Below are 14,583 nucleotides of genomic sequence, written 5' to 3'. Positions count from 1 at the left end.
GACGACATGTAGAGCATGCCTTCCACGCCGTTGATCTCCTGCTCCAGCGGCGTGGCCACGGTGGCGGCGACGGTCTCCGCGTCGGCGCCGGGATAGTTGGCCCGTACGACGATGGAGGGTGGCGCGATCTCCGGATACTGGGAGACCGGAAGCTGGGTGTAGGCCACCATGCCCAGGATCACCGTGATGATCGACACCACGGAGGCGAAGATGGGCCGCGCGACGAAGAAGTGCGCAAATCTCATGGCTGCGATGTATCCCCTCAGCCGGTTCCGGCCAGCAGCGACTCAGGTTCGGTTTACTGGTTGCCCGATGCCAGCTCGGTGACCTCGGGCGTCACGGTGATCCCGGGGCGCACGCGCATCAGGCCCTCGACCACGATCTGCTCGTAGCCGATCAGGCCGTTGCGGATCACCCGGTAGCCCTCGATCCGGGGCCCGGGGCGCACCTCCTTTGTGGAGACCATGCCCTCCTGGTCCACCACATAGACGATGCGCTTGTTCTGGTCGGCGGTGATGGCTTCGTCGGGAATCAGAATCCCGGTGTAGGGCAGCGAGCCGGGCACGTTCACCCGCCCGAAGAGCCCGGGCTGCAGCACCAGATCGCCGTTCGGAAAGACCGCGCGCACCCGCATCGTGCCGGATTCGGCGTCCAGGCGGTTCTCCGAGAAATCGAGCACGCCCTGGCGCGTCGCCTCGACGTCGTCGCCCAGGGTCACGGTCACCGGCAGGCCGCCGCCGCCCTCCTGCAGGACAACGCCGCGGGCCCGGGCGTCGCGGGCATAGGCCAGGTAGTAGCGCTCGTTGATGTCGAAGTAGAAGTAGATCGGGTCGAGGGAGACGATGGTGGTCAGGATCGTCTCGTTGGCGCGCACCAGATTGCCGATGGAGAGCAGGTCGCGGCCGATGCGCCCGGCGAAGGGCGCGCGGATTTCCGTGTACTCCAGATCCAGTGCCGCGGCCTCCTGGGAAGCAAGGGCCCCGGCAACCTCCGCCTGGGCGGTGATGAACTCCTGGCGCCGTTCGTCGACCACGCTGCGCGAGATGTTGCCGCGCTGCACCAGCTCCTCGGCGCGGGCCAGTTCCTTCTCGGCGAAGTCCAGATGCGCCTCGGCCACCTGCAGGGCGGCGTCGGCCTGTTTCAGGGTGGCGCGGAAGGGCCGCTGGTCGATGGTGAAGAGCAGCTGCCCGCGTTCGACGATGGCGCCGTCCTCGAAGTGGATTTCGTCCAGATAGCCGCCGACGCGGGCGCTGACCTGGACCTCGTCAACCGCCTGAAAACGCCCGACGAACTCGTCGTCCTCGACGATCTGCTTGACCAGCGGCTGGGCGACCGTGACCACCGGCGGCGGTGGCGGGACCGCGCGGGCTTCCGCCGCCTGCTCCGACTGATCGCAGGCAGCCAACGCCGCCGCGGCCGCGAGGGGAAGAATAACTCGAAGCATGATCATGGCTCGCCGAAATGAACGGTTGGAGATCGGCAATGCCGAAACAGGGCAGCGTGTCCGGATGTCCCCTTTCCCCACCAGTGTAGACGTCAATTAAGACAGCTGTAAGAAATTACAAGCCTCGATCAATCGGCTAAGCGCATTGACTAGAAAACTCGCCCCTGGGTTGGGCGTGAGGGGGAGCGCGCCGGTGCTGTCAAAGCATGAACGACTCTAGACGAACTTGCGGAACAGCCTGGTCTGGTCGAAGAGCGCTTCCAGGGATTTCATGCGGTCCTTGGTCTCCGACCAGGTCTCGGTCTGTACCGCGGCGATCAGCGCCTCGACGATGAACAGGGTGACCACCGAGGAATCCCAGGCCGAAGGCGCCTCGATGCGGGCGTGAAAGCTGTGGCTCGCCTGCTTGGCGGCGGGTGAGCCCCACTGGTCGGTGAACAGGATGACGATCACGCCGCGCGCCTTGGCCATTTCCGCGAGGCGCAGAATGTCGCGCTCGTAGCGCCGGATATCGAAGGCGACCAGCAGGTCCCCGGCGTTCATGTTCAGGACATAGTGCGGCCAGGCGTTGGCGTTGGAGGCGATCAGGGTCATGCCCTCGCGGATCACCTGCATGTGGGTGAAGAAGTAGTCGGCCAGGGAGCGGGTGATGCGCCCGCCGACCACATGGACGGCACGGTCCCGGTCGGCCAGCAGGTCGGCGACGGCGTTGAAGTCCTCCGGGCTGATCTGCTTCAGGGTCTGGCGCATGTTTTCCATCGCCGCGTCGGCGAAGCGGTTCAGGATGTGGGTGTCCGGCGCGCCCTCGGCCCAGCGGTCGTGCTTGGCGATGGGGTTGGAAATGGTGGCCTCGACCTCGGCCCGCAGCGCCGCCTGCAGTTCCGGGAAGCCGGCGAAGCCGAGCTTCTTGGCCATGCGGACCACCGTGGGGGAGGAGACGCCGGCACTTTCCGAAACCGCGGTGATGCTGCCGAGGCCGGAGACCGGATAGTTGGCCAGCATGGCGTTGGCGAGCTGCCGTTCGGCCCGTGTGAGGGACTCGAACCTGCCGCGGATCGTTTCGGCCACTGTCAGATCCTGACGCTTGCTCATGCCGCCGGCTTGTCTGTCCTCTCGTCGTTCTGAAGAAGATACGCCAGAAACGTTCGCGGTGAAGAGAATTTTTCAGAATCCGCCTTGACAGGAAATCCGGGTCTGAAAGGATGGGGTCCAAAGAAAAGCAACTGGGGGCGTTCTTGGCGGCGAGCGTGCAGGCGGCAGGAGAGGCTTCGCACCGCCCGTTGGTCGAAGGCGGGGTCGTCGACGACATCAATCCCGCGGGCCAGGGCCGCGTTCTGCTGGTCTGCGAACACGCCTCCAACACCATTCCTCCGGTGTTCGCCGATCTGGGTCTCGGCCCGGACCTCCGGGAGAGTCACATCGCCTGGGACCCGGGTGCGCTGCCGGTGGCCAAGGCGCTCTCGGCAGCCCTGGACGCGCGGCTGATCGCCCAGCGCGTCTCCCGCCTGGTCTACGACTGCAACCGGCCGCCGCAGGCGGACTCGGCGATCCCCGAAATCAGCGAGATCCACGAAATCCCGGGCAACCGCGGCCTGACCGAGGCTGAGCGCAGGGCGCGGGTCGAGCAGGTCTACGAGCCCTTTCGCCGGGCGGTTGCCGAAGCGCTCGACGCGCGTCAGGAGGGCGACAGCGTTCCGGTCCTGGTGACGGTGCATTCCTTCACGCCGGTCTATGAGGGCCGGCGGCGCGCCGTCGATGTCGGCATTCTCTGCGATGCCGACAGCCGGCTCGCCGAGGCACTGTTGGCGGTGACGGCGCGGCGGACGGACGACCTGGCGGTTCGCCTGAACGAACCCTACGGTCCCGCCGACGGGGTCACTCACACGCTGGTGGAGCAGGCCCTGCCGCGCGGCCTGCTGAACGTGATGATCGAGATCCGCAACGATCTGATCGCCGATGCACCCGCCCAGCAAGCGATGGGCGACTGGCTGGCGGACTGCATCGGCCAAGCCCTTGGCGAGCTCGGCGCTCCAGCCGCCGGTGCCGGGCCCAGGCGGAGTATCGGATGATGCCGAACGCGCTGAAGGCCTACGTCCGCTATGTCGATTCGATGAACCGCGTGATCGGCAGGATCACGATGTACGTGATCTTCGTCATGATCGGGGTCCTGCTGTGGTCTTCGGTTTCGAAGACCTTCTTCCTGCCCTCGCTGTGGACGCTGGAGGTGGCCCAGTTCCTCATGGTGGCCTACTACATGCTGGGCGGACCCTATTCGATCCAACTCGGCTCCAACGTCAGGATGGATCTTTTCTACGGCAGCTGGTCGGACCGCAGGAAGGCTTGGTTCGATGCCTTCACGGTGTTCCTGTTGATCTTCTATCTCGGGGTTCTGCTCTATGGCGGCTGGGAGAGCACCTCCTATTCGCTGCTCTACGGGGAACGCAGCAGCACCGCGTGGCGGCCGGTGCTCTGGCCGATCAAGGTCACCATGTGTTTCAGCATCTGCCTGATGATTCTGCAGGCGCTTTCCGAGTTCTTCAAGGACGTGGCGCGCATTCGCGGGGTATCGATCTGATGTCCCATGAGGTGATCGCCATCGTCATGTTCTCGACGATGATGCTCATGCTGATGACCGGTCAGCGGGTGTTCGGCGCCATCGGTTTCGTCGGCGCGGCGGCGGCGCTGCTGCTCTGGGGCACCGGCGGCGGCGACATCGCCTTCTCCTCGGCCATGAAGCTGATGAAGTGGTACCCGCTGCTGACCCTGCCGATGTTCATCTTCATGGGTTATGTCCTGTCGGAATCCAAGATCGCCGACGACCTCTACAAGATGTTCCACGTCTGGTTCGGGCCGGTCCGCGGCGGCCTGGCCATCGGCACGATTCTGCTGATGGTGCTGATTTCGGCGATGAACGGGCTGTCGGTGGCGGGCATGGCCATCGGTGCGACCATCGCCCTGCCGGAGCTGCTGCGGCGCGGCTATGACAAGCGCATGGTGACCGGGGTGGTGCAGGCCGGATCGTCGCTGGGAATCCTGGTCCCGCCCTCGGTGGTGCTGGTGCTCTATGCCATGATCGCCCGGCAGCCGGTGGGCCAGCTCTGGCTGGCCGGCGTCCTGCCCGGCCTGATGATGGCGGGCCTCTTCGTCCTCTACATCGTGATCCGCTGCCGCCTGCAGCCGGAACTCGGGCCCGCGCTGCCGAAGGAGGAACGCAACGTTCCTCTGGCCGAGAAACTGCGGCTGCTGCGCGCCGGCCTGCTGCCGGTGATCATCTTCGCCAGCATGATGGTGCCCTTCGTCAACGGCTGGACCTCGCTGGTCGAGAGCTCGGCCATCGGCGCCATGACCGCCTTCTTCGCGGCGGTCCTGAAAGGGCGGATGACCAAGCAGGTCTTCGAGGTATCGGTCCGCCAGACCCTGGCGATCTCCTGCATGTTCATGTGGATCATCCTCGCGGCGCTGGGCTTCGGCGCGGTCTTCGACGGCCTGGGCGCGGTCAGGGCGATCGACAACCTCTTCACCGAGCAGCTCGGCCTCGATCCCTGGATGATCCTGATCCTGATGCAGCTTTCCTTCCTGCTGATGGGGACCTTTCTGGACGACACCGCGATGCTGGTGATCGTCGCGCCGCTCTACGTGCCTTTGGTCGGCGCCCTGGGCTTCGATCTCATCTGGTACGGCGTGCTCTACACGATCACCACGCAGATCGCCTACATGACGCCGCCCTTCGGCTACAACCTCTTTCTCATGCGCGCCATGGCGCCGCCGGAGATCAGCCTGAAGGACATCTACAGTTCCATCGTCCCCTTTGTCGGGGTGATGATCATCGCCTTGGGGCTGGTGATGGCGTTCGAGGATATTGCCCTGTGGCTGCCGAACTACGTCTACGGCAAGTAGCGGGGAGCCGGACGCAGCGCGGGAGTCCCGAGGGCCCGGCGAGCGTCCGGCGGAGTGCAGAGTGACGGTACCGTTTTTGACAGGGGGCTCGGCTGACAGTGGCTGGTCCGAACCATAAGAAGGGAGACCTGGACATGACCAACAGACGCAAGTTCTTGAAGGGCGCCGGTGCCGCCGGCGTTGCCGCCGGTGCCTCCGCGCTGGCCGCGCCCGCCGTTCACGCGCAGTCGAAGATCAGGTGGCGCATGCAGACCTATGCCGGGCCGGCGCTGGCCGAGCACGTCATCAAGCCGGCCATCGACTCCTTCAACAAGGTCGCCGGCGACGAGATGGAGATCGAGCTGTTCTTCGCCGACCAGCTCGTGCCGACCGGTGAGCTGTTCCGGGCGATGCAGAAGGGCACCATCGACGCCGTGCAGTCCGACGACGATTCCATGGCCTCGCCGACCGAGGTCACGGTCTTCGGCGGCTACTTCCCCTTCGCCTCGCGCTATTCCCTCGACGTGCCGGTGCTGTTCAACCAGTACGGCCTGGGCGAGATCTGGGACGCGGAGTATTCCAAGGTCGGCGTGAAGTGGCTCTCGGCCGGCGCCTGGGACCCCTGCCACTTCGCCACCAAGGACCCGATTCGCAGCCTGGAGGACATGAAGGGCAAGCGGGTCTTCACCTTCCCGACGGCGGGCCGCTTCCTCAGCCAGTTCGGTGTCGTCCCCGTGACCCTGCCCTGGGAAGACATCGAGGTCGCCGTGCAGACCGGCGAGCTGGACGGCATCGCCTGGTCGGGCATCACCGAGGACTACACGGTGGGTTGGGCCGACGTGACCAACTACTTCCTCACCAACAACATCTCCGGCGCCTGGGCGGGCTCCTTCTTCGCCAACATGGACCGCTACAACGAGCTGCCCGACCGCCTGAAGGAGCTGCTCAAGCTGACCATGGACAGCTCGCACTATTACCGTCAGTGGTGGTATTGGGGCGGCGAGGCGCATCTGCGCACCCAGGGCACCAAGATGGAGCTGACCTCGATCCCCGACGAGGAGTGGGCGACCGTCGAGGCCGCCGCGGTCAAGTTCTGGGACGAGATCGCCGCGGAATCCGAAACTAAGGCCAAGGTGGTCCAGATCTTCAAGGACTACAACGCCATCATGGAAAAAGCCGGCCGGCCCTACCGCTACGGCTGACCCGGGAGCGGGCAAAATGCGACGGAGGAGGGAGGCGGCCACCGCCTCCCCCTCACCCAGCTCCGGCTAGGTTCGCTACGCTCACCAAGGCTGCGCAACCCTCTCCCGCGAGGGGCGAGGGATTGATCGAGGCGGCTTCGACTTTTTTCTCCTCTCCCCCGGCGGGAGAGGAAGGGGCCCGCGAAGCGGGAAGGTGAGGGGGGATCACCGCCCCATGCAAGCCGGAGGACGTGCGCCATCCCGCTCCGCCGCCGTCCCCCTCACCCAGCTTCGCCTAACCTCGCTACGCTCACCAAGGCTGCGCAGCCCTCTCCCGCCAGGGGAGAGGGTTTGTTTTTGATCCCTCTCCCCAGCGTGGGAGAGGGTCGGGGTGAGGGGGATCGCGCGCCGCGTGATGTGGCGGGCGCAAACTGTCATACTTGCCAAGGCTGAGCAGTTGCTAGGGAACCTCGATGACCGAAGGGAATGCGCATCTCCTGGAAGGCGGCTGTGCCTGCGGGGCGGTACGCTACCGCATGACGGCCGAACCCTTGTTCGTGCATTGCTGCCACTGCCGCTGGTGCCAGCGGGAGACCGGTTCGGCCTTCGTGCTGAACGCTCTGATCGAAGCCACAGAGGTGGAAGTCCTGAAAGGCGCGCCGGAGTTCGTGCCGACACCTTCGGAAAGCGGCAGGGGCCAGCAGATCGCCCGCTGTCCCACTTGCCGCGTCGCGCTTTGGAGCCACTATGCCGGGGCCGGCGCGGCCATCAGCTTCCTGCGCGTCGGAACGCTCGACGCGCCGGATCGTGTCGCCCCCGACGTCCACATCTACACCGACTCCAAACAGCCCTGGGTCACGCTGCCCGAAGGCGTGCCCGCCTTTCCCGGATACTATCGGGCGCAAGAGATCTGGCCGGCCGAAAGCCAGGCGCGCTATCGCGCGGCGATCAAGAGCGCGTGACCGCTTGCCGGCGCTGTCACCCTTCACGCTGAGAGCCGCGACGGCGGTGGATGCGGAGGCCATTGCCAGGGTCTTCACGCCGTCCTTCCGTCTGCTGGACTTCCTGCCGGTGCTGCACACGCCGGAAGAGGACCGCCGGTTCATCGCCACCGTGATCCTGAAGGACTGCGCCGTCACCCTGGCCGAGGCCGAGGGAACGGTCGTCGCCTTTCTGGCGCGCCAGGACGAGGAAATCCGGCTGCTGCACGCCCATCCCGATTGGATCGGCCGGGGCGCCGGCTCGCTGCTGCTGGAACACGCCAAGGGCTGCGGCGTGGCGGCGCTGGAGCTCTGGTGTTTCCAGGCCAATCACAAGGCGCGGCGGTTCTATGAGGCGCGGGGCTTTCGCCCGATCCGCTTCACCGACGGCGCCCACAACGAGGAAAAGACGCCGGACGTCCGCTACCGCTGGGAGCGGGCGGGAAATGGTGGAACCTGAGGCCCCGCCAGCGCTGGCCCTACTCGTCGCACGTCATCCTGCGGGCGCGGATCTTGCCTCGGGTGATGGTGATCTTGCGGCAGTCGGTGGGCGTGTACCACTTGAATTTGATGGCCGGCTTGCGGTTGTCGATGCGCATCTTGGAGTCGTACTCCGGCATGTCGTAGTACTTGCGGATCTGGTCGCGAATCAGCCGCGCCTCCTTGTCGAGATAGCTGAGGTCCTCGCCCGCCTTGTCCAAAACGAAGTCGAAAAGATCGTTGTTGAAGAACTCCTTGCCGCCGAAAGGCGGCAGAAAGCGGTGCCTCAGTTCGGCTTCGATGACGTCCAGAAATTCCGTGTCGTTCATGCGGAAACCCTCCCAAGAGCGTGCTCGCCTGCCGGTCAGCTTCGCCTTTGGAGGTTACGGTTTGATGACGAAAATCGCTCGAGGTTGTGGCCGGGGCGTGACAGGGGCTTCTGCCTCGCCCTGACGTCCAGGCCAGCGTCCATCGTTGCAGCGCGACGAGAGTGCCGCCGCAACCGGAGGGTGCTCCGAAGCGCAAACGCACGTCTTTTTTTGCCGGCGATGTCACAAAGCTGCTGTGCCGTTCGTCTAGGGAGTAACGGACCCATAACTGAGAAAGACGAAACAGCCATGAACGAGACCAACACCCTGGAGAAAGTCCTGACCGAAACCCAAAGCATGGCCGCGGAGCGGACCAGGGCGCCGGATTACGAGACGGCCGTGCCCGAAGTGCTCAAGGCCTTTCTGCGGGTCCACGGGGCCATTGACCGCTATGGCCTGAGCCGGACGATCCACCATCTCGTGCAGCTCCGCGCCTCCCAGATCAACCGCTGCGGCTTCTGCGTGGAAATGCACAGCCGCGAGGCGCGGGAGGACGGGGAGAGCGGCGAGCGTCTGGACCGTGTCATCGTTTGGGATCAGGTGGACCATTTCAGCCCGGCGGAGCAGGCGGCCCTTGCCTGGACCGAGGCGCTGACGACCCTCGACCCGGCGGCCGACCGCCGCGCCCTGAGGGCGCGCCTGCGCAACCACTTTTCCGAGGAAGAGATCGGTGCGCTCACCGCCACCGTGGCCATGATCAACCTCTGGAACCGCATCAACATTTCGCGGCATTAGGGCTTTCGACTGCCGTCGAACCGGTTCCAGCCCGCACGCCCCTCCCGGCCACCCAATTCGGTTATCCCGGTGGGTGGCCGGGCCGGGGAGCGGGCTGGCGCCGCCAACAAACGAACCCCATCCGGAGCCCGCAATGCTGCACAATAGAGTCATGAGCAAAGGCACGATCCAGGACCCCGATCACATACAGATCTTCGAAGAGGCGCGGCCCCGGCTGCTGGGCCTTGCCTACCGCATTCTCGGTTCGCTGGCCGACGCCGAAGACGCGGTGCAGGACACCTTTGTGAAATGGGCCGGCGTGAAATGGGCTGGCGTCAATTCGGCTGGGACCGGGCGGGTGGAGATCGACAATCCCGCCGCCTGGCTGACGACGGCCTGCACCCGGCGGTGCCTCGACCTGCTGCGCGCCGGCCACCGCGCGCGGACCAGCTACGTCGGTGCCTGGCTGCCGGAACCGGTTCATGCGTCGGTGGAGAACGAGGCCGAGGGCAAGCTGGAACTCGCCCAGTCCCTCACCACCGCCTTCCTCTTGATGTTGGAGCGCCTGACCCCCAAGGAGCGTGCGGCCTATCTGCTGCATGACGTCTTTGAACAGCCTTATGCGGAGATCGCCGGCACTCTCGAGTTGAGCGAGGCCGCCTGCCGCAAGCTGGTCTCCCGCGCCAAGGCCCATATCGAGAAGGCCGAGCTGCGCCACCAGACCCCCGCCGCCCAGCAGGACCGGCTGCTCGCCGCCTTCCAGGAAGCGGTCTGCGGCGGCACCACGGCGGAGCTCGCGGTGCTGCTGGCCGACGACATCCGCCTCAGCACCGACAGCGGCGGCAAGGTGAAGGCGCTGCGAAAGGTGCTCGAGGGGCGCGCTGCCGTGCTTGCCTTCCTGGGCAAGGGCCTGCACAGCTTCTGGGCCGGCTTTGCTTGGCATCCTGCGGAGTTGAACGGGACGCGCGGCTTCCTGATCACCGAGGCGGGCCGCACGGTGGCCAGCGTCACCTTCGCCTACGACCCCGCCGGCCGTGCCCGCGCCATCTACATCATGCGCAACCCCGATAAGCTGGCCCGCCTGAATGTGGCGGGCGAGGGGACTGCAGGGGTTGGCGTCCCCGCGATCCACTAGCGCGTTCCCCCTCACCCCGACCTGCCTTCGCCGAAGCGAAGCCGCTTCGGCTTCGCGTAGGCAGGCCCTCTCCCACCAGGGGAGAGGGGGAACCAAAAAGACCCCTTTCCGCAGCGTGGGAGAGAGTTTCTCTGGGGCGATCACCTTTTTCCCTTCTCCCCTGGCGGGAGAGGGAGGGGCCCACGCAGTGGGAGGGTGAGGGGGAACCTCATGCCGCCGAGCGGCGCCTTCGAACGCAGGCGCTTCTGGGTCGATGCTCTGACGGTCTTGGCGTAAAAGAAGGCCCAGACCGAGATCATGATCGAAACCGTGACCGACGCCAGACCGCCGTTCAGAGACCGGGACGTCGAAGCCAGGTTCGCCGCCTTCCCGACGCCGGCGCGCCGCGGGCTCTTGCGGCTGCGCGGCCTGATCTTCGAGACCGCCGCGGCGACGCCCGGCGTCGGCGCTGTGGAGGAAACCCTGAAGTGGGGCCAGCCCGCCTACCTGACGCCGGAAACGAAATCCGGCTCGACGATCCGCCTCGGCATTCCCAAGCAGGGCGGCTTCGCCCTCTACGCCCACTGTCAGACCACGATCATCGCCGACTTCCGGAGCCTCTTTCCCGACGAATTCGTCTATGACGGCAACCGCGCGGTCCTGTTCGACGACGGCACCGCCCTGCCGCGGGAAAAACTGAGACTGCTGATCCGCAGCGCCCTGACCTACCACCGCGCACGCCGGCGGTGACGCAGGGCGCTGCTGAGACGTGCAACGCCGCGGCTGTCAAAGCGCGGCGATGTCAACTCCCCCTCACCCAGCTTCGGCTAGGGTTCGGCTGATTGCCTCACCCAAGCCTGCGCAACCCTCTCCCACCAGGGGAGAGGGTCTTTAGCTTTCCCTCTCCCCAGCGCGGGAGAGGGAGGGGCCCGCGTGAGCGGGAGGGTGAGGGGGGCGTTCTCGTGCCGCTGGGTCGAAAGGATCAAAGCCCTCAGCAGTAGCGCTCCGGGCCGATCCACTGGGCCTCTGCGTAGCGGTCACCGTGGGTCCAGCCTGCAGGGAGCGTATGCTCGATACGGTCGAGGTCGGCTGCGCTGAGTTTGAGGGCGGCGCCGGCGGCCAGCTCCTTCAGGTGGTCGACCGAGCGGGTGCCGGGGATGGCGATGACGGTGGGGCTGCGGTACAGCAGCCAGGCGATGGCAAGCGCCGCAGCCGTTGTGCCCAGCTCCGCCGCCAGCTTGCGGTAGCCCTCGGTGATCTTCAGGTTGGCGGCGTAGTTGGCGGGCTCGGCAAAGCGCGGGTTCACGCTCAAGAAGCTGGAGGCGGCGATGGCCTCCGCCGTCGGCGGGCTGTCGGTCAGAAGGCCGCGGCCGACGGGGGAGAAGGCCACCAGGCTGGCGCCCAACGCCTCGCAGGACTGCACCAGCCCCAGCTCCGGCGAGCGGGTCTGCAGCGAGTATTCCGACTGCACCGCGGCCACCGGATGTTCCAGCGCCGCGCGCCGCAGCGACGCAGGCGCGATCTCCGAGAAGCCGAAGCTGTGGATCTTGCCGGCGGCGACGAAGCCGGCCAGCGTGCCTGCCACCTCCTCGATAGGTATCGACTGGTCGCGGCGGTGGACGTAGTAGAGGTCCACCGCCTCGACGCCGAGGCGCTGGAGGCTCGCGTCCAGCTCCGCCGTCAGGTGCTCTGCCGAGTTATCGAAGCCGCGGCGGCCCTCGGCGTCGCGGGTGATGCCGGCCTTGGTAGCGAGGCGGAACCGCCCCTCCCGCGCCTTGCCCTGCCTGGCGAGGAAGCTGCCGACGATGCGCTCCGACAGGCCCATGCCGTAGACGTTCGCCGTGTCGATGTGGTCGATGCCGAGATCGAGGGCGGCGGCCAGCACGGCGTGGGACTCCTCTTCCGTCGCCGGCCCGTAGAAGCCGGCGAAGGACATGGCCCCGATCCCCACCGCCGAGACCGCCGGCCCCCCGGGCCCGAGTTGACGCTGCTGCATGTGTGAAAGGCTCCCCTGCTGTCCGGCCGTTGCGGCTCGGCCGGGAGGATAGGGGAAAAGCCGGCCCCGGCGCGAGGGCGATGTTGGTTCCCCCTCACCCAGCTCCGCCTAGGCTCGCTACGCTCGCCAAGGCTTCGCAACCCTCTCCCACGGCGGGGAGAGGGTTCTTTTGCTTTCCCTCTCCCCCGGCGGGAGAGGGAGGGGCCCGCGAAGCGGGAAGGTGAGGGGGGGATCACCGCCCTACGATCCGGAAGGTGACGGGAATACCGCGCCCGCCGCCATCCCCCCTCACCCAGCTCCGCCTAGGCTCGCTACGCTCGCCAAGGCTTCGCAACCCTCTCCCACGGCGGGGAGAGGGTTTGATCGCGGCGGCTTCGACATTGTTCTCCTCTCCCCCCGCGGGAGAGGGAGGGGCCCGCGAAGCGGGAAGGTGAGGGGGGAACACCGGCCCACGATCCAGAGGGCCCACGATCCGAAGAGGCAAGAGGAATGTCGGCGCGCCACGGCCCCTTGACACGCATCAAATCGCCTAGGCCGCGCCGCCTGTAGGCTGGACCCTTCCGCCCTGCCGCCGGCCACGAGAAAGGCAAGCCGATGTCCGCCGTCCACTGGAGCCCGAACCTGAGTATTGGCGTCGAGGACCTGGATTCCGACCACCGCGCGCTCATCGAGATTCTGAACGCCCTCGATGCCGAGGTGGCGGAGGGCGCCGGGCACGGCGCGGTCGCCCTGAAGCTCGACGAACTCATCGTGCGCACCGAGGCCCACTTCCGCCGCGAGGAGGCGATCATGGCGCGCGAGCACTATCCCGAGGCCGCGCACCACGCCCGGGTGCACGAGGCCCTCTTGGAGGAGATCCGCCAGTTCCGCGACGAGCACCGCGCCGGCAGCGCCATCGGCCCGGAAATCACCGCCTTCCTCAAGCGCTGGCTGATCAGCCACATCATCGAAAGCGACAAACACCTCGGCGGCTATCTGGAGGGACGGGGCGTGGGGTGAGGGGCCTATTTTACTAAAGCTGAACACAACAGCGCAGTAGGTCCGATTTCTCTTGTTAGCTGACAGTAATTCGCGCTTTGCGCCTATCAGCTTTTGACCCGAACCAAGCATTCGAACCAGTAGCGATTATCTTGCCGTCAATCGAACTCTCCAATCACCGACGACAGCGCTTCGTCGAACTGCCCGTCTGGAAACCTGGCACTGGAACGCTCATGGAGGTATCGCCATTCGACGAACGCGGTATTGTTGGAACCCAGCATCGATCGCAATCCTGGACGAATGGGCGGAAAGCCTCGTAGAGGGTGTGGGACCTCTGGATGTGCACTCTCAAGGCGGGTCCGCGCATCTTTGTTCAGTCCGTCGAACAATTTCAGAAGATCGTGTGTTTTCGGTACATCACTATCCTTGTTCTCCTTGGCCCACCAAGCTTTGAGGGCCAGTTCCATTGCGAAAGTTAAGAGTACTGGGGCAGCGATGAACTGTCCCTGAAAGAGGAGGGCGTTTGAGGAAGGATCAGCGCGGTTTCTAAACGATCTCACAAGTTCCTGCAGAGCGCGAGCAGAGAACATCATCGAGTCTGGGTCCGAGATTTTTTGCTCTAGAGAAGTCATAACTTGATGTAGTGACCTATCCGCCTTTGGTTTGCTGACATAGTAGCCTTTGGGCGATCAGCGATACTAGCCGAAGTCGGCCCAAAGCTGCGGTCCCACAGCTTCTTGATCAGCGACCGCTGCGCGCCCACCTCGGTGATCCGATGCAGCACAGCCATCGTCGAAATTGGGCTCAAAGCGGATTTGATCGCTTGCAGCGGCATTTTCTGGTTTTGGCACATTTCGGAAGGCCGAGTGCAGTGCGCTTATGTTCGTTGCTGTATCTGAACAAGCTTTTTTGGATTGTTGATTTGTGCGCTCGTTTGCACCCGAAGCACGGGGTAATTACAGCCATCCCAGCCACCCCCCAACCTTGACTCTTTGCCTAGAGGAATGTAGAACAAAAAGTGAACAAACACTAGCAATTCCTTTAGGTTGAAGGGTCTTCCATGTCTTCTCTCTTGTCCGCGGGGGACCGGAGGGGCGGCGGGCTTCCGCGCCCCTGGACCGCCGGTTCTGGCGGGCCTCCCATTGGGGGCGCCGGCTCGGCCGTGCCTCTGGCTGGGCCCGTGGCCGGAGCTCCGCCCAGGATTCCAACCGGGCTGCCGGAGACGGCTCGGGTGCGGCGGGAGGGCCGGCGGGCGGGGCTGGCGGCCTTGCGGGCGCAGGTGCGGCGGATCGAGGCCGGGGTGCATGGCGGGCCTGACCTTGGATCGGGGCCTGCATCCGGCCCTGGGACGAGTCCCCGGCCGGTGCTGCCCCTGGGGCTGGCGGCGCTGGATGGGGCGCTGCCCGGCGGCGGGCTGCCCCTGGGGGCGCTGCACGAGATCGAGGGCGAGCG

General features: G+C 65.8%; 16 protein-coding genes and 1 pseudogene. 11 read left to right on the top strand and 6 right to left on the bottom strand.

The genetic code is table 11. The annotated features are described in order from the left end of the window. The 3 genes from Q0996_RS05535 to Q0996_RS05525 all read right to left on the bottom strand — a co-directional run. A partial coding sequence (locus Q0996_RS05535) for an efflux RND transporter permease subunit (RefSeq protein WP_299616755.1) occupies window positions 1-245 on the bottom strand: 245 nt, incomplete at its 3' end. 53 nt (window positions 246-298) lie between these two features. Further along, complete coding sequence (locus Q0996_RS05530; protein ID WP_299616754.1) at window positions 299-1,444, bottom strand: efflux RND transporter periplasmic adaptor subunit; 1,146 nt, start codon at window positions 1,442-1,444, stop codon at window positions 299-301. 216 nt (window positions 1,445-1,660) lie between these two features. Next, window positions 1,661-2,536, bottom strand: a complete 876-nt coding sequence (locus Q0996_RS05525) for a MurR/RpiR family transcriptional regulator (RefSeq protein ID WP_299616753.1) — start codon at window positions 2,534-2,536, stop codon at window positions 1,661-1,663. 143 nt (window positions 2,537-2,679) lie between these two features. Here Q0996_RS05525 and Q0996_RS05520 point away from each other — a divergent pair, with 143 nt between their 5' ends. The 6 genes from Q0996_RS05520 (at window position 2,680) to Q0996_RS05495 (ending at window position 7,941) form a co-directional block, all read left to right on the top strand. After that, window positions 2,680-3,513, top strand: a complete 834-nt coding sequence (locus Q0996_RS05520) for an N-formylglutamate amidohydrolase (protein ID WP_322096643.1) — start codon at window positions 2,680-2,682, stop codon at window positions 3,511-3,513. Further along, complete coding sequence (locus tag Q0996_RS05515; RefSeq protein ID WP_322096642.1) at window positions 3,510-4,019, top strand: TRAP transporter small permease subunit; 510 nt, start codon at window positions 3,510-3,512, stop codon at window positions 4,017-4,019. Before Q0996_RS05520 ends, Q0996_RS05515 begins: the two co-directional genes overlap by 4 nt. Beyond that, window positions 4,019-5,341, top strand: coding sequence for a TRAP transporter large permease subunit (locus Q0996_RS05510; protein WP_299616751.1), 1,323 nt, complete (start codon window positions 4,019-4,021; stop codon window positions 5,339-5,341). Before Q0996_RS05515 ends, Q0996_RS05510 begins: the two co-directional genes overlap by 1 nt. Window positions 5,342-5,475: 134 nt before the next feature. Beyond that, window positions 5,476-6,522, top strand: a complete 1,047-nt coding sequence (locus tag Q0996_RS05505; RefSeq protein ID WP_299616750.1) for a TRAP transporter substrate-binding protein — start codon at window positions 5,476-5,478, stop codon at window positions 6,520-6,522. Window positions 6,523-6,974: 452 nt separating this feature from the next. Next, on the top strand, window positions 6,975-7,463 hold the full coding sequence (locus Q0996_RS05500) for a GFA family protein (protein ID WP_299616749.1): 489 nt from the start codon (window positions 6,975-6,977) through the stop codon (window positions 7,461-7,463). Between the two features lie 4 nt (window positions 7,464-7,467). After that, window positions 7,468-7,941: a GNAT family N-acetyltransferase gene (locus tag Q0996_RS05495; protein WP_299616748.1), complete on the top strand. Its 474-nt coding sequence runs from the start codon at window positions 7,468-7,470 to the stop codon at window positions 7,939-7,941. Between the two features lie 19 nt (window positions 7,942-7,960). On the opposite strand, the gene Q0996_RS05490 is transcribed toward Q0996_RS05495, so the two are convergent. Then, window positions 7,961-8,290, bottom strand: coding sequence for a hypothetical protein (locus tag Q0996_RS05490; protein WP_299616747.1), 330 nt, complete (start codon window positions 8,288-8,290; stop codon window positions 7,961-7,963). Between the two features lie 288 nt (window positions 8,291-8,578). On the opposite strand from Q0996_RS05490, the gene Q0996_RS05485 reads away from it, so the two are divergent. The 3 genes from Q0996_RS05485 to Q0996_RS05475 all read left to right on the top strand — a co-directional run bounded on the left by Q0996_RS05485 (window position 8,579) and on the right by Q0996_RS05475 (window position 10,907). Next, window positions 8,579-9,064 carry a carboxymuconolactone decarboxylase family protein gene (locus Q0996_RS05485; RefSeq protein ID WP_299616746.1) on the top strand — a complete coding sequence of 162 codons (486 nt, stop codon included), beginning with the start codon at window positions 8,579-8,581 and terminating at the stop codon, window positions 9,062-9,064. A gap of 151 nt (window positions 9,065-9,215) precedes the next feature. Next, the gene (locus Q0996_RS05480; protein WP_299616745.1) at window positions 9,216-10,178 is read left to right on the top strand and encodes a sigma-70 family RNA polymerase sigma factor; all 963 of its coding nucleotides are present in this window, start codon (window positions 9,216-9,218) and stop codon (window positions 10,176-10,178) included. A gap of 297 nt (window positions 10,179-10,475) precedes the next feature. Further along, window positions 10,476-10,907, top strand: coding sequence for a DUF1801 domain-containing protein (locus Q0996_RS05475; protein WP_299616744.1), 432 nt, complete (start codon window positions 10,476-10,478; stop codon window positions 10,905-10,907). Between the two features lie 241 nt (window positions 10,908-11,148). Here Q0996_RS05475 and Q0996_RS05470 read toward each other — a convergent pair whose 3' ends face one another. Then, window positions 11,149-12,153 (bottom strand): aldo/keto reductase, encoded by a 1,005-nt coding sequence (locus Q0996_RS05470; RefSeq protein ID WP_299616743.1) that lies wholly within the window; start codon window positions 12,151-12,153, stop codon window positions 11,149-11,151. A gap of 594 nt (window positions 12,154-12,747) precedes the next feature. Here Q0996_RS05470 and Q0996_RS05465 point away from each other — a divergent pair. Further along, window positions 12,748-13,152, top strand: coding sequence for a bacteriohemerythrin (locus Q0996_RS05465; RefSeq protein ID WP_299616742.1), 405 nt, complete (start codon window positions 12,748-12,750; stop codon window positions 13,150-13,152). 137 nt (window positions 13,153-13,289) lie between these two features. Here Q0996_RS05465 and Q0996_RS05460 read toward each other — a convergent pair whose 3' ends face one another. Beyond that, complete coding sequence (locus Q0996_RS05460) at window positions 13,290-13,598, bottom strand: hypothetical protein (RefSeq protein WP_299616741.1); 309 nt, start codon at window positions 13,596-13,598, stop codon at window positions 13,290-13,292. Window positions 13,599-14,362: 764 nt separating this feature from the next. Here Q0996_RS05460 and Q0996_RS05455 point away from each other — a divergent pair. Further along, window positions 14,363-14,583: pseudogene (locus tag Q0996_RS05455) on the top strand (hypothetical protein); the annotation flags it as partial.

The organism is Pelagibius sp., from assembly GCF_028289705.1.
Classification (GTDB): Bacteria; Pseudomonadota; Alphaproteobacteria; order Kiloniellales; family Kiloniellaceae; genus Pelagibius.
The sequence above is the reverse complement of the archived record's forward strand: the minus strand, read 5'-3'. Positions and strand labels throughout refer to the sequence as shown.